At 27.1% G+C, this 14,787-nt stretch carries 13 protein-coding genes and 3 tRNA genes; 9 read left to right on the top strand and 7 right to left on the bottom strand.

Annotation, left to right across the window (positions count from 1 at the left end):
* The first annotated feature begins 68 nt into the window (after positions 1-68).
* The 5 genes from CLSA_RS21750 to CLSA_RS21725 all read left to right on the top strand — a co-directional run bounded on the left by CLSA_RS21750 (position 69) and on the right by CLSA_RS21725 (position 6,184).
* Positions 69-1,409, top strand: a complete 1,341-nt coding sequence (locus CLSA_RS21750; RefSeq protein ID WP_022750787.1) for a replicative DNA helicase — start codon at positions 69-71, stop codon at positions 1,407-1,409.
* Between the two features lie 723 nt (positions 1,410-2,132).
* Entirely contained in the window at positions 2,133-2,933 is an 801-nt protein-coding gene (gene proC / locus CLSA_RS21740; protein ID WP_022750786.1) for a pyrroline-5-carboxylate reductase, read from the top strand.
* A gap of 617 nt (positions 2,934-3,550) precedes the next feature.
* On the top strand, positions 3,551-4,837 hold the full coding sequence (locus CLSA_RS21735; RefSeq protein ID WP_022750785.1) for an adenylosuccinate synthase: 1,287 nt from the start codon (positions 3,551-3,553) through the stop codon (positions 4,835-4,837).
* 118 nt (positions 4,838-4,955) lie between these two features.
* On the top strand, positions 4,956-5,138 hold the full coding sequence (locus tag CLSA_RS21730; RefSeq protein ID WP_022750784.1) for a DUF1858 domain-containing protein: 183 nt from the start codon (positions 4,956-4,958) through the stop codon (positions 5,136-5,138).
* 290 nt (positions 5,139-5,428) lie between these two features.
* Complete coding sequence (locus CLSA_RS21725; RefSeq protein WP_022750783.1) at positions 5,429-6,184, top strand: acyl-[acyl-carrier-protein] thioesterase; 756 nt, start codon at positions 5,429-5,431, stop codon at positions 6,182-6,184.
* Positions 6,185-6,374: 190 nt separating this feature from the next.
* On the opposite strand, the gene CLSA_RS21720 is transcribed toward CLSA_RS21725, so the two are convergent.
* A complete protein-coding gene (locus CLSA_RS21720) occupies positions 6,375-7,619 on the bottom strand; it encodes a BaiN/RdsA family NAD(P)/FAD-dependent oxidoreductase (RefSeq protein ID WP_022750782.1) in 1,245 nt (414 codons plus the stop codon).
* A 133-nt stretch (positions 7,620-7,752) separates the two neighbouring features.
* Here CLSA_RS21720 and CLSA_RS21715 point away from each other — a divergent pair, with 133 nt between their 5' ends.
* From CLSA_RS21715 to CLSA_RS21700, 4 genes are all read left to right on the top strand, one after another.
* Positions 7,753-8,319 (top strand): hypothetical protein, encoded by a 567-nt coding sequence (locus CLSA_RS21715; protein WP_022750781.1) that lies wholly within the window; start codon positions 7,753-7,755, stop codon positions 8,317-8,319.
* 152 nt (positions 8,320-8,471) lie between these two features.
* Positions 8,472-8,546 (top strand) — tRNA-Glu (locus CLSA_RS21710).
* Positions 8,547-8,560: 14 nt separating this feature from the next.
* A tRNA-Val gene (locus tag CLSA_RS21705) sits at positions 8,561-8,636 on the top strand.
* A gap of 6 nt (positions 8,637-8,642) precedes the next feature.
* Positions 8,643-8,719, top strand: a tRNA-Asp gene (locus CLSA_RS21700).
* Positions 8,720-8,904: 185 nt separating this feature from the next.
* Here the strand turns inward: CLSA_RS21700 and CLSA_RS21695 are convergent.
* The 6 genes from CLSA_RS21695 to CLSA_RS21670 all read right to left on the bottom strand — a co-directional run bounded on the left by CLSA_RS21695 (position 8,905) and on the right by CLSA_RS21670 (position 14,568).
* Entirely contained in the window at positions 8,905-9,888 is a 984-nt protein-coding gene (locus CLSA_RS21695; RefSeq protein WP_022750780.1) for an ATP-binding protein, read from the bottom strand.
* On the bottom strand, positions 9,881-10,885 hold the full coding sequence (locus CLSA_RS21690) for a DnaD domain protein (protein ID WP_022750779.1): 1,005 nt from the start codon (positions 10,883-10,885) through the stop codon (positions 9,881-9,883). Before CLSA_RS21690 ends, CLSA_RS21695 begins: the two co-directional genes overlap by 8 nt.
* 206 nt (positions 10,886-11,091) lie before the next feature.
* Entirely contained in the window at positions 11,092-12,291 is a 1,200-nt protein-coding gene (locus CLSA_RS21685; RefSeq protein ID WP_022750778.1) for a S8 family serine peptidase, read from the bottom strand.
* A 325-nt stretch (positions 12,292-12,616) separates the two neighbouring features.
* A complete protein-coding gene (locus CLSA_RS21680) occupies positions 12,617-13,429 on the bottom strand; it encodes an MBL fold metallo-hydrolase (RefSeq protein ID WP_022750777.1) in 813 nt (270 codons plus the stop codon).
* A 21-nt stretch (positions 13,430-13,450) separates the two neighbouring features.
* The gene (locus CLSA_RS21675; protein ID WP_022750776.1) at positions 13,451-13,882 is read right to left on the bottom strand and encodes a DMT family transporter; all 432 of its coding nucleotides are present in this window, start codon (positions 13,880-13,882) and stop codon (positions 13,451-13,453) included.
* A 209-nt stretch (positions 13,883-14,091) separates the two neighbouring features.
* On the bottom strand, positions 14,092-14,568 hold the full coding sequence (locus tag CLSA_RS21670; protein WP_022750775.1) for a dUTP diphosphatase: 477 nt from the start codon (positions 14,566-14,568) through the stop codon (positions 14,092-14,094).
* Positions 14,569-14,787: the final 219 nt, after the last annotated feature.

Genomic DNA, 14,787 nt, shown 5'->3' with positions numbered 1-14,787 from the left:
TTGCAAATGATGAATTTTATAATATAATTTTTATTATTATAAAAATATACAGAAAGGAGAAATAAGATTTGGATGCACCGGTTATGAGAAGTTTACCTCAAAGTATAGAAGCGGAACAATCAGTAATTGGTTCTATGATTATTGATAAAAATGCTATTGCTAAAGTATTGGAATCTTTACAGGAAGAGGATTTTTATAGAGATGGTCATAAGGCGATATATAAAGCTATATTAGAAATGTTTAGAAATGATATAGCCGTTGATTTGGTTACTCTTTTAGAATATTTAAAGAGTACTGATATGCTTGAAAGAGCTGGCGGAGTTACATATATAACAGAAGTTAGTTCTTCTGTACCAACTACTGCAAATTTAAGTGCATACATAAAAATAGTATCTGATAAGTCTACTTTAAGAAAGCTTATCAAAGCATCAACAACTATAATTGAAGAAAGCTATAATAATCAAAGTCAAGTTGAGAATGTTGTTGATCTAGCAGAAAAAAAGATATTTAATATTGCAGAAAATAGAACTTCAAAAGACTTTGAAGTTTTAAGCGATGTATTAGAAAGAGGATTTGTACAAATCGAAAAACTTTTTAATAATAAAGGTGAAGTTACAGGAGTTCCATCTGGGTTTACAGATTTAGATGCTAAAACATCAGGATTTCAAAGTGGGGATATGATACTAATAGCAGCTAGACCATCAATGGGAAAAACAACATTTGCACTTAACATTGCAGAGAATGCAGCACTTCGTGAACATAAAAGTGTTGTAATATTTTCTCTTGAAATGTCTAAAGAACAATTAGCATATAAATTGCTATGTTCTGAAGCAAATGTTGATATGTTAAAACTTAGAACAGGAGCGCTGGAGGATAAGGACTGGGAAAACATTGCAAGAGCAACAGGACCGCTCTCTAAAGCAAAAATTTATATAGATGACACTGCTGGTGTTACTGTAATGGAAATGAGATCAAAATGTAGAAGATTAAAAATGGAATATGGTATAGATTTGATTGTTATAGACTATTTACAGCTTATGTCTGGAGGGGGATCTTCTGGTGATAATAGACAGCAGGAAGTATCAGAAATATCTAGATCAATTAAAGCTTTAGCAAAAGAAATGGAGTGCCCAGTAATAGCACTGTCACAATTATCGCGTGCACCTGAGCAAAGAGCAGATCATAGACCTATGTTATCTGACCTTAGAGAATCTGGATCTATAGAGCAAGATGCGGATATAGTTATGTTCCTTTATAGAGATGAGTATTATAATAAAGAAACGGAAGAGAAAAATATTGGTGAATGCATAATGGCTAAGCAAAGAAATGGTCCAGTAGGAACAGTTAAGCTTGCGTGGCTTGGACAGTACAGTAAGTTTGGTAATTTAGATGTAATTCATAAAGAATAAAAACTTAATTTATAGATAAACTAATTTAAACTTTATTTATATCAATGTAGAAGTGCGATTAACAATTAAGAATAAGATTTTTTAGAATGATAAAAATATATATTAACTAAACTATAAAATTTTATTTAGCAATTGTTAACGGAAATAAAAATGTATATATAAACTAAGATTAAATTTTGTTTATCTATAAAATTTGTTTAAAATAAAGCAGTTTTAAGATTTATTAAATCTTAGTTAACGTATATTTTTGGAATTTTTATCTTTACCTCATCTTTATAGTAAGTATGAGAGATTTTATTTAGTTTTATATTAGTTAGATAAAACATTCTAGTAAGTAAAGCTTTTTGATTACAATTTCTGAACTGTATTTGTAAAATCAAAAAGTTATTTTTATAATATACTTTAAAAGTATGTTTATTTTTATAAAAAAACTTAAAAGTAATATAATAGGAGTTTGAGGTTTCTTCAAATTTACATAAGGAAACTTGATTTTGTAACATTTTAGTATATAAAATACTGTCAATAAAATCTTCTACTGTAATTAAAGAGTTATTATAGACTAAAGAATTACAAGTCATATACATTCCTCCCTTCATATTATTTATAGTTTGTGAATTATGATACAGGCTATTCTATGAAGGTAATGGATTAAATTTAAAATCTTTATATAAAATCATAATAAATCAATTTATAACAATAAAATTTTTAAATGGGGGCTAAAGAATGAGTAAAAAAATAGGTTTTATAGGTTGTGGAAACATGGGAAGTTCAATGGTAGGAGGATTAATTAATTCTGGTTTTTTAAAGGCTGAGAATATAATCATTTCTACTAAAACTGAAGATTCTGCAAAAGAGTTAGAAAATAAATTTAAAATAGCAACAACTTTAGATAGTAAAATTGTTGCTAAGGAAGCGGATGTTTTAATTTTAGCGATTAAACCTTTTATGTATAAAAATATACTAGATGAAATCAAGCCATTATTGACTAAGGATAAACTAATTATTAGCATAGCAGCAGGAATCACTATTGGTAATATGGAAGAATGGATTGGTGCGGATGCTAAGATAATTAGAACAATGCCAAATACTCCTGCACTTGTAGGAGAAGCGATGTCAGCGGTATGTCCAAATCAAAATGTAACTCAGGAAGAACTTAATTATTGTATTAATGTTTTTGAAAGTTTTGGGGAATGTGTTCAATTAGAAGAAAAAGATTTTCATGGTTTCACAGCTTTATGTGGTTCATCACCTGCCTATGTATTTATGTTTATAGAAGCCATGGCAGATGCAGCTGTAAAATTAGGAATACCTAGAGCTAAGTCTTATAGAATGGCAGCACAAAGTGTTTTAGGTTCAGCTAAGATGGTGTTGGATACAGAAAAACATCCAGGAGAGTTAAAAGATATGGTTTGTTCACCAGCAGGAACTACAATTGATGCAGTTGTTGAATTGGAGCGTTTAGGATTTAGAAATAGTGTTATACAAGCTATTGACAAGTGTGCAGAAAAATCTAAAAATATGTAAAGTGACTAATGAAATTGTAAAGAAAATTCAAACTTACAATTAAATAAAAAAGATATATATAATTAAATTCTATATAAAATATAATTTATAGAATTTAATTTTTTTATTTTGTTTAACTGAATATAATTGCTCCATCTGTTTTTTGAGTCAAAATTCAAAAAAATATTTGTGGAATAAAATTTGGATTTAAGCTGTGTATAAATTTTGAAATTTATATTTGTGGATAATTTTTTAGATAAGCTTTGTGGATAAAATAATTTTTTTTATTTGTGGATAATTTAAAAATAAAATTATAATAATATTTTTAGTATCTATAAAATTATAAATAAAGAATTAATAAATAATAGTTTTTTAAAGTTTGGATTAATTTTATAAATATTCATAGAAAATATTCTACAATAGCTTAAATGTCATGAATTTAACTAAAATTTAATATAAAATTCATGAATATACGAATTATTTATAAAAAAATAAAAAAAATATTCGATTTTAGTTGACCGTATAAAGGTACTTTGCTACTATTTAAAAGGAGAGATTAAAATAATTTAATGAAACTCCAGATTAATAATTAAAATTAAAGCTAAATAAGCTTATGAATTTAAGGGAGGCAAGATTAAATGTCAGCATTTATTGTTTTAGGAGCTCAATGGGGCGATGAAGGAAAAGGAAAGATGACAGATTATTTAGCAGAAGAGGCTAATGTTGTTGTTAGATTCCAAGGAGGAAATAATGCTGGTCACACTGTAGTGGTTGGTGATAAAGAATATAAATTGCACTTAATACCATCAGGAATTTTATATGAAGATAAGTTAAACGTAATAGGTAATGGCGTAGTTGTGGATCCAAAAGCTCTATTTGAAGAAATAGAATATTTAGAAGGTGTTGGAGTTAAAGTTACACCTGAAAAATTAATAGTAAGTGACAGAGCTCAACTTATAATGCCATATCATAAAACATTAGATAGATTAAAAGAAAAAGCTAGAGGCAAAAATGACATAGGAACTACAGGAAAAGGAATAGGACCTTGTTATACAGATAAATTTGAAAGATGCGGAATCAGAGTATGTGATTTAATGCATGAAGATGTTTTCTCAGAGAAATTAAAGGAAAATATAGAAATGAAGAATGCCTATATAGAAAAAGTATTAGGCGGAGAAGCATTAAATTTTGATGAAATATTAAAGGAATACTTAGAATTTGGTAGAAGATTAAGACCATTTGTTCAAGATACATCAGTTAGAGTATATAATGATATTAAAGCAAATAAAACAGTTTTATTTGAAGGTGCACAAGGTATGTTATTAGATATTGATTATGGAACATATCCTTATGTAACATCATCTAATACAACAGCAGGTGGAGTTGCTAGTGGTGTTGGTATAGGACCAAACATGATTACTAATTGTGTAGGAATAACAAAAGCATACACTACAAGAGTTGGTAAAGGACCATTTCCAACTGAATTACTTGATGAAACTGGAGATTGGATTAGAGAAAAGGGACACGAATACGGTGTAACTACAGGTAGATCAAGAAGATGTGGATGGTTAGATTTAGTTATTGTTAAGACTGCTGCAAGAGTAAGTGGCTTAACATCATTATCTATTACTAAAATTGATACATTAGCAGGATTAGAAAAGATTAAAGTATGTGTTGGATATAAATTCGATGATAAAGTTATAGATTATTTCCCAGCAAGCTTAGAAGATTTAGCTAAATGTGAACCAATTTATGAAGAATTTGATGGTTGGGGTGAAGAAGTAGCGAATGCTAGAAGCTATGATGAATTACCTGAAAATGCTAAGAAGTATCTTAAGAGAATAGAAGAATTTACTGATACACCTATTTCAATAGTTTCAGTTGGTCCTAAGAGAGATCAAACTATGAGAGTAAAAGGTATTTAGTAGGTTACTTTTAGGATACTTACTAACTTATTTGTTAGTTATTGACTTTCATTTTGGGATAAAATATAATTTTTTGTAGATAATAATTTTTAGATTATATTCAAAAGAAGGTGAAGAAATGGTAACTAAGGATATGACAATTGGTGAGGTTGTTAATACAGATTCATCTAAAGCAGAAGTTTTAATGAGCTTTGGAATGGGATGTGTTGGATGCCCATCAGCTCAAGCTGAAACTATAGCAGAAGCTGCAACAGTTCACGGTATAAATTTAGACGATTTATTAGAAGCATTAAATAGATAATAGTACTTACAGAAGAGGATTTTCTTTTTTAGAAAGTCCTCTTCTTAAATATATACAAATATCAGCTTATAATTAATAACTAGTATGTATATTAAGTTGCAATTTTTAATTTTTTATCAAAATTCAATGTTATTATTATTTATTTTGGTGCAAATTATTTTTTATAACATGTAAAATAGAAATTAATTAATTTTATTATTTAAAATTGAATTAATGTATGAGGGGAGAGGTATATTGTAAATTTCTAATAATATTTTAATATTGCTTTTAGAAATTTATAGTAGGAATTTATGGTTAAAAGTTTTACTAAAAAATATGAAATACATTATTATGAAGTAGATTATAAATTAAGATGTAAACTATCATCAATAATTGATTTTATTTGTGATGTAGGTACTAGGCAGTCAGAAATAATTGGTGGTGGACTAGAATATTGTGCAAAAAATAATTGTGCATGGGTATTTTATAAATATGATATAAATATGTATAGATATCCGGTATTTGGAGAAAACATAGAAATAACTACTACCCCTGTAGGATTTAAAAAATTCTATGGATTAAGGAAATATGTAATAAGGGATGAAGAAGATAAAATAATTGGAGAAGCACGTGCATTATTTTTCTTAATTAATATTGATAAAAGAAGGCCTATGAGAATACAAAAGGAACAGTATGAATTTTATGGTGTAGATGGTGATGTCGATTATGATATAAGTATGGAAAAGCTAGAATGTGTAGACGAAGAGCAATACAATAAAGAATTTAATATAAGATATAGTGATATTGATTCAAATAAGCATGTTAACAATGTTAAATATGTTGAATGGGCAATTGAAGCTGTTCCGATTGATGTAATTAAGGATTACCAATTAAAAAGAATTAAAGTTAACTTTGAAAGAGAAACTAAATATGGAGAAAGTATATCTTCATCTGCGACAGTAAAGCAAACTGAGGATGGTAGTTTAAGATCATATCATACTATAAAGAACTCAAATGGAATTACATTAACATTATTAGAAGTAGAGTGGGAGAAATCTGAAAACTAATAATAAAAGATAATAATAAACATTAATAACTAACAAAGATATAATTAAATAAAAAGTTTAAATTATGTTATTACATTACAATAAAAACTATTCCAAATTATTTTGTATAATTTTAGAATAGTTTTTTTATTTTAGATATTTGCTTTAAGTATTATGTTAAATTAAAATTTATATTTTAATTTAAACAAATTTATTTGCTGGCAGCTGATTTTGCAGCCAAGTATCCAGAACTCCATGCCCATTGAAGATTAAAGCCACCACAATCACCATGAACATCTAGCATTTCACCACAAAAGTATAGGTTATTAACTATTTTAGATTCCAAGGTTAATTTATTGACTTCAGAGGTATTTATTCCTCCAATAGTAACTTGGGCATTAGAAAAGCCATTGGTATCAACACAATTAAAATCCCATCTTTTAAATCTGTCGATTAACTTATTTAGATATTTCCAATCAATATTATTACAAGGTAAATGAATATCTTTTATACCAACATCTTTTAATATAGTAGAAATTAATTTTTTGTTTATTACACCAATTAATGAAGAAGAAATTTCTCTATAATTAAAAATAGAAAAATGTGTAGCAAAAAAGTTTTCTATATCTTCTTTATTTTCATGTGGAAACATATCAAGTCTTATAGTTATTTTTGAGCCATTAGATAAAGCTTTTGAGGCATAAGAGGATAATTGCATTATAGGTGGTCCTGATATACCATAATCAGTGAATAGGATCTCGCCTATTTCTGTACGAACAATTTCATCATTAATTAAGATAGTGGCAGATCCATCAAATTTTATTCCAGATAAAGCTCTTAAATAAGGATAATCTAGTTTAAGTTGAACAATTCCAGGTAAAGGAGAGATGATACTATGACCTAATGATTTGCTTAACTTATATCCTGTACCATCTGATCCAGTTTTAACAGCTGATTTTCCTCCGCAACTTAAGATTAGTTTATTGCAAGTAAAATTTGGATATTCTTCATTGTTTGTACTTAAACTAAACTTTTTATTCTTATTAATGGAAGTAACTTTGCAATTTGTATATAATGGTATTTGTTTATCATCCAGTGCCATTCTAAATATATCTACAACAGAAGATGCTTGCAAAGATTTTGGATACAACTTACCATTATCTAATTCTGATATAGGCAAACCAAGTGATAAGAAGAAACTTTTAGTATCTTCTACTGTAAAACTGTTTAAAACACTTTCAAAAAAATTGTTATTTTCACTATGAAAATTAATATATGGGTAATTAATATTGTCATTCGAAATATTACATCTACCATTTCCAGTAGCAAGAATCTTTTTTCCAATTCTGTCAGTTCCTTCGATGATAGCTACATCAATTCCAAAGTCTTTAGCTACAATTGCAGCCATTAGACCAGATGCACCACCACCAATGATTAGTAAATCGTGATAAATCATGTCTGTTAATCACTCCTTATGTATGTAATAAATTATGTTCTAAAAGTAATATATCAATTTATAATCAAATAAATTTTACCACAGTAATATTCAGGTTAAAAGAAAGGAATACTAAAAACAGAAGGTGATTTATATGCTAGTTAAGATAATAAATGATAAATTAGATAATTATGGAGTTGAATTTAAAGTTAGAAGAATGAACTATAATGAGATAATAGTAAATTATCCAAATGAGTCTGGAATAAATAGTTTTTATTTTAAGGATGTAGAACTTAAGGGTGAAAATGATATGGATGATTTTTTAATTAGTAACAGGGATTTTTTGAAGATAAAGTTGAAAAAAGGAATATCAGTATTTTTTTACAGTGCATTATATGATTCATTAAAATATGAAATTAAAGAAGAGATAGAAAAATTAAATGTATTAAGAGATAAATATAGGATAAATAATAGGGGAATATGGGAGAAAGAATTGTTGTTAACTGTAAATAAAAAGTATCCGTTAGGAGTTATTGCATCAGGTCAAAACTTTAAAAGAGATGGATATAATATAATTATTAATAAAATTGAAAAAGAAAATTTTGTGAAAATATGCTATGAAGAAATGGACAATATACAAAAAGAAATAAAGCTTAAAAGTGGCGTATTATCTAGTTTTGATGAGGCTTTAGAGGACATTGAAAATCAAGGAAAAATATAATCAAATATGGCTTTAGAATTGAATTAAATAAAAAAAATTAAAAAAAATTAAAAAATGTGTTGACACATAATCGAATTTTCTGTATTATAGTCTATGTGGTCAGCGAGAAACGGTCAAAGAGCAAGACATTCAAGCGACAGACATTAAAGCATGGCTCCTTGGTCAAGCGGTTAAGACACCACCCTTTCACGGTGGTAACAGGGGTTCGATTCCCCTAGGAGTCACCATTTATCTATCTTATGGGCGCATAGCTCAGCTGGGAGAGCACCTGCCTTACAAGCAGGGGGTCACAGGTTCGAGCCCTGTTGTGCCCACCATAAGATGGCTCAGTAGCTCAGTTGGTTAGAGTGCCGGCCTGTCACGCCGGAGGTCGAGGGTTCGAGCCCCTTCTGAGTCGCCAAATAATGCAAGCTTTAGTTATACTAAAGCTTGTTTTGTTGTATAATGAGTTTTATACTCAGATTATTAGAAGATTTAATTTAAATTATTTTGATATATAAGTAAGAATATAATAAATTTAAAGCTACATAATTATTAGTCAAATGGATTAGACATAATAATATGTAGCTTTTTTTAAGTAAGAAATTATCTATTACTTTTAGCTAAATTTTTCTTAATTCTTATATCTTCTGAGTAGAATTTACAAAGCTTAAAATCACCAATTAACCTAGAAGAAATTCGTTCATTATATTGTTGTGTTATACCTGGCAATGTAAGATTGGTTGAAATAAGCATTTTTTTCTTAGTAAGAATTCTTTTATTAATTACATTAAACAATTCAGTTATAGAAAATTCATTAAGGTGCTCCGCACCCAAATCATCTATTATTAGTAGATCACAATTTAATATTATTGATTCTAAATTAGAATCATTGTTAAATCTAATATCTCTCAAGTTTTTAATTAATTCATCGGAAGTTTTATATACTACTAAATATCCTTTATCTAATATTACTTTAGAAATACAATAAGATAAGTAAGTTTTTCCGCTACCAGGATTTCCATAGAATAATAAATTAGTCGATATGTTTTTAAAGTTTGGAATATAATCCTTTAAAATATATTCTAGATTATTTTCCATGTTCTTTCTTGGAGAAAACTTTTCATCACCTAATTTATGATTAGAAAATAAACTAAGATCAAAATTATCAAAATTATTATATTTTATAGTATTTTCTAATTCAGAATTTTTATAATATAATTTAATTAACTTTTCTTTATAACAAATGCACTGAACATTTCCGATGAAACCTGTATCACTACATCTATTACAATGATAATGCATGCTGATATATTCAGGGTTATATCCCATTTCAACTAACATTTCACATTTTTTAACTCTTAGATCAGTAATGGTTTCTTTAAAATCATTTAATGTTTTTTCACTATCCTTAGATTTAAGAACTGATAATGCCATTTTTAATGAAAGCTTTTGAATTTGATTATCTAATTCTATAATTTCAGGGTATTTTTCAGCTATTTCTGCTTTTCTTTTTTTTAGTGCTCTTACTTCATTTTCTCTAAGTGTATCATACGCTTTTAAAATTTCACTTTGATAACCTTTAATCATCATTATCCCATCCTAATAATTTTTTTTCTAAAGAGTCGTAATCATATTCTCTTGGTTCAAAATTGTTAAATTTAAGAGAGTTTTTTTCGTTTGAATTATTATAAGATTTTTGATAATTAGAGTTTCGTGGACTCTTAGTAGTTTTAACATCTTTAGTAACTATATCTTCTAAAGTTCTAATATTATTTTTGTTCCAATTAGTGAGTATACCATCAATATATTTAAAGTCAGCTCTATTTAATCTTTCAAAGCATATATCACAAGCTTTGGATATGATTTCAGTTGGAAACTTATAAATTAGAAGCCATTTTTCTATTAAATCCTGCTGAGGTTTCATTATATCAGTATTGTTTATTCCTAAGTATGTTAATATTTTTCTTATATTAATCCATTTGTCCTCGGTCTTTTTTATTAAATTTTGCGCTTGTTCCACAGTAGTTATTTTTAAATCATGCCAAGATAAAGCTACCTTTTCTATATATCTAGAGTCACTTTTACCTTTTGAGATACAGTACTCTATTAATATTAAAATTAATTCTGAAGAAAATCCAAAATCTCTTTGCCAACCTAGATAAATTGACATTTCATTTGGAGATAAAGGTCTAGCTAATAGTACTTCGATATCTTTTAGCATATCCTTAGTGCTATTACTATCTAAAGCTTCTAGCAAATCAACTTGTTTAACTGGTATAGATGGTTCTTCAGATAATTCAAGGAATTCTACATTAAAATTACCCATTTTATCTATTTGAGTAAGTTTAATGACACCTTGCTCATTCCAATAATTTAATGCGTTCATAATATCTGATTCTAACAAATTAAGCGAGGAAGCTAGTATTGATGAGCTTACTCCTAATTCTCCACAAACATTATGTTTCAGCATTAATAAATAAGTCTTTATGAATTCCCCTCTTGCTTGGGGCATGTATTTTTCTATAAATACATTATTAACAGGGGTGAAGCCAACAGACTTACTTTTTAACATGAATGTGCTCATTCTATTACTACCTACCTTTCAGAGTATTTAAATGTATATTAACTAATGTTGATTTATCCATGTAAATAATTATAGCATATTATAACATTGATAAATTAGAATATTATTTAATAATCACTAATTCAAATATTAAAATACAGAATTATCTTTAAAGCTTGTGATAATTCTGTATTTTTATTCTTAAAGTGCCTAAATAAAGTACTTTATTAGGGTATAAGCTTATTTATATTTATAATACCTTCACCTTGAAGATAATCTGGTATTTCTTCAACATTATCACAGGCAACTTTTAATAATGCTTTTATATCATTAAAAGTTGCAGATGGATTTCTTTCACATAGTAGAGAGCATAATCCACAAATATATGCAGTCGAATAAGATGTTCCGGTAAAAGTTTTATATGGTACATCAAGTTTATTAGGATAAGTTTTTATGCCATTTTTTTCAGAAAGATAATTATTATCAGAATTTAAAGACATAATGTTCATGCAAGCAGCAGATAAATCAGGTTTAGATAATTTTGCATAAGGTCCACCAGATGAATAATTATATGCTTTTATTATTGGATTAGATGTATTTAATCCTCCTACAGTAATACAATTAGGAAGGGTGGCAATCCCCATAATTGAGGATTTATAGTTTAAATTACTTCCACTAGGTACTATAGGGATTAATCCGTTGGAGGTGGCATAATTAAACATTTCATCAAAACAAGAAATTATAAAGGTATTGTGAGTTAAAAGTTCGAAAGGTAAACATAATATTTTTATGTTATTTACCTTAGATATTTTAACTAAACTCTCAATGGAATATAGTATATCAGAAGCAAATCCCTTGCCTAACTTATCAAAAGCTTTGTAACAAAATAGCTTACTTTTATTACATATCCCTTTATACATGTTATTAGAAGATAATCCACTGCTACATAAAATGCCAGCCATTGATGTTCCGTGTCCATTATCATCATAAGGATAGTGTAAATTATTAATTAAATCAACAAACAGTTCTATTTTATTACTAGGATAGGTCAAATCTGGATGTGGAAAAATTCCACTATCTACAAGTCCAATTCCAATTCCAGTACCAGATAATTTAGATTTATCAGAAAAGTGAACTCTATTAGCGGCAGTAACACTCATGCCACATAAAAATAAATACTCATCTAAATAAATTTCTTCCACTTCTGGATATTCTGAAATCCTACTTATTCCTCTAGGATTAAGATCAGCACTAATGAGTTTTGCAGATTCTATAATATTATAAATGGTCCCTTTATATGAGCTAATTTTTTTTGAAATTGAAGATTGAAAATCTTTATATTTTATAAGTACTCTATAATGTTTGTAAGCATTTTTAGATATATAGTACCTTAAATTATAATCTAATTTATTTTTAGATGAAAACATATCTTTCTCCCAATATTATTACTCTAATATATTATATGACGAATAATTATATTGTTAATATGAATAATATAATTATTCGTCATATAATTAAGGGGTATAAGATTTCTACTATTATCTTATACCCTTTAATTATAGTATTTATTCGAAAAAATATATTTAATCATGAAAGATAACAAGTAAAGTATGAAGCATATTTAATATCAAATAAGGATGCATGCTATTTAGTAAGCATGTTAATGAAATAGGATATTAAATAAATAAGCATACTGACTTATTATTTTTGAAATTCATTTTAAATATAATTCAAAGTAGATTTAAATTATATTTAGAATCTATATGTTTCACCGATATCAATCATTTTTATAGAACTATCATTTAAGTTTAATAATGTGTTTTTAGTTTCCTCAAAGTTTTCTAATGAAATTTTAAATGTCTTATAATGAATTGGAATCATGATATTAGAATCCATCATTTTAAACATTTCATAACTTTGCTCTGGAGTGCAGTGCATGTAAGAGAATCTATCAGGTTTATAGCAGCCTACAGGCATTAATGCAATATCACATTTAATGTTTTCAAAATTATTTGTTAGTGCAGTATCTCCAGCAAAGAATACACTTTTACCCTCTCGTTCAATTAGATAGGAAATGCTTTCGTTATCAACACCAAAATAAAAACGTCTTCCATCATGATTAGCTTCATAAGCAGTGATTTTTATATGATCATCTCTATATACATCGCCAGGATGAAGTAAAAAGATATTTTTGAAACCCAACAGCTTAGCTATTCGTTTATAACCTTTTGGAACAATTATAATTGCATCTTTATTTAACTTAAGAAGTGATGGAAAATTCAAATGATCCATATGGCCATGGGATAAAAGTATATAATCTGTTTTTAAATCTTTTATGTAGGTTGGTTTTTTCACAATTCTTTTAAAATATCCTAATGAACTAGAAAAAACTGGATCTGTAACAATTATTTTATCACACAAATTAATTACTGTAGTTGCATGACCGAACCAGTTTACAGAGTTTTTGGTAATTTTATCAGATTTTATTGATTCACTTTTTTTAAAATATTCTTTTAAATTATCGATTGTTAAATGGAATAAAAAATTTATATTAGAAAAAAACATTTAAGTTTTATCCTTCCTTTCTTAGCGTTTCCATTTAAATATTACAATACCGGCAATCATAATGGCAATACCTAAAAAGTGATTTAATGAAAACTTAATCTTTTCACTTTCAAATAATCCGAAAGCATCAATAAGAGCAGCAGTAAACAATTGAGCTATTAGTATTATACCTATTCCTAAAGTAGGACCCATTGAACTGACACTTTTCATTACTGTAAATGTTATCACAACGCCAAGTACTCCGCCTAACAAATAAATTTTGCTAACATCTTTTAGATTACTATAACTACCATGCCCAAAAATAGCAGAGATAATTAAGCTTAATACAAGAGCAATAGCCTGAACTATTACAGTTGTTTCCCATGTACCTATTTTATCACCTAAGCGTGTATTGAATACTCCTTGAAGACTCATAGCAATTCCTGAAATTATTGCACATATTATTCCAAACATAATATCACCTCAGAAATATTATTCCCGTGACACTATTAAATATAAGAAATATTCAAAAAAACAAAAAAATCGAATAAAAAGCATATATTATGTTACAAAAAATACTTTACATCAAAATGAGTAGTAGTAACTTAATTTGATTGAAAAATTAAAATTGTAATATACATAAAACTTAAATATTCGATACTAAATATATAATAATTTTAAGATTAAAGTACTAAAGACATATCTAGACCTTTAATAAATTGATTTTGTATTAGATCTTCCGAGAAGCCTAGGGTTAGTCCTAAACTTAGCAAGTCTTCAAATAAAGTTAAATAGTGATCTAAAGATGGAGAAGCAATTAAATCATTAATATCAATATATAAATTTAAAAATTGATCGCTTAAGCAATAATCATTAGGAGCCATTGATACTGCAATTAAATCAGTATATTTATGATCAATTCCCAATGTTAAAACCTGAGAAAGACAATTAATATATTTATTAAATATTTCATTGATATTAATTTGTTTAGTGTTCTTCATCAAATAATTGAAACAAGTAGTTTCATTAGCTAAAGAGCCAAGAGTTATTTCAAACTCTAAGTGTTTACGTGCTTGCAACTTATAAGAGCTTAACTCATCATTTATTGCTAAAGTATCATTGTATTTTTTTTGTACTTCAAACATTGGTTGAACGTTCATAGTGAAACCTCCTACATTTCTAGCAATTAATATTATTTTACAAAATCTTTAAAATAAATGAAAGCAGGGTAAACGAATACAGAAAAAAATTTTTTTATATTTACATAAAATTCACAATTGACAAATAATTTTAAAAATTGATGCATATTTATGAATTTAGTTATATCATAAATAATTTAAAAAAATTTAATAAAAAATAAGCTACAGAATAATTAATAA

The organism is Clostridium saccharobutylicum DSM 13864, assembly GCF_000473995.1.
GTDB classification, from domain to species: domain Bacteria; phylum Bacillota; class Clostridia; order Clostridiales; family Clostridiaceae; genus Clostridium; species Clostridium saccharobutylicum.
The sequence above is the reverse complement of the archived record's forward strand: the minus strand, read 5'-3'. Positions and strand labels throughout refer to the sequence as shown.

Coding starts and splice junctions, on each gene's coding strand:
- CLSA_RS21735 (WP_022750785.1), top strand. CDS start 3,551: ATGTCAGCATTTATTGTTTTAGGAGCTCAATGGGGCGATGAAGGAAAA.
- CLSA_RS21720 (WP_022750782.1), bottom strand. CDS start 7,619: ATGATTTATCACGATTTACTAATCATTGGTGGTGGTGCATCTGGTCTA.
- CLSA_RS21670 (WP_022750775.1), bottom strand. CDS start 14,568: ATGAACGTTCAACCAATGTTTGAAGTACAAAAAAAATACAATGATACT.
- CLSA_RS21690 (WP_022750779.1), bottom strand. CDS start 10,885: ATGAGCACATTCATGTTAAAAAGTAAGTCTGTTGGCTTCACCCCTGTT.
- CLSA_RS21725 (WP_022750783.1), top strand. CDS start 5,429: ATGGTTAAAAGTTTTACTAAAAAATATGAAATACATTATTATGAAGTA.
- CLSA_RS21715 (WP_022750781.1), top strand. CDS start 7,753: ATGCTAGTTAAGATAATAAATGATAAATTAGATAATTATGGAGTTGAA.
- proC (WP_022750786.1), top strand. CDS start 2,133: ATGAGTAAAAAAATAGGTTTTATAGGTTGTGGAAACATGGGAAGTTCA.
- CLSA_RS21730 (WP_022750784.1), top strand. CDS start 4,956: ATGGTAACTAAGGATATGACAATTGGTGAGGTTGTTAATACAGATTCA.
- CLSA_RS21680 (WP_022750777.1), bottom strand. CDS start 13,429: ATGTTTTTTTCTAATATAAATTTTTTATTCCATTTAACAATCGATAAT.
- CLSA_RS21675 (WP_022750776.1), bottom strand. CDS start 13,882: ATGTTTGGAATAATATGTGCAATAATTTCAGGAATTGCTATGAGTCTT.
- CLSA_RS21685 (WP_022750778.1), bottom strand. CDS start 12,291: ATGTTTTCATCTAAAAATAAATTAGATTATAATTTAAGGTACTATATA.
- CLSA_RS21695 (WP_022750780.1), bottom strand. CDS start 9,888: ATGATTAAAGGTTATCAAAGTGAAATTTTAAAAGCGTATGATACACTT.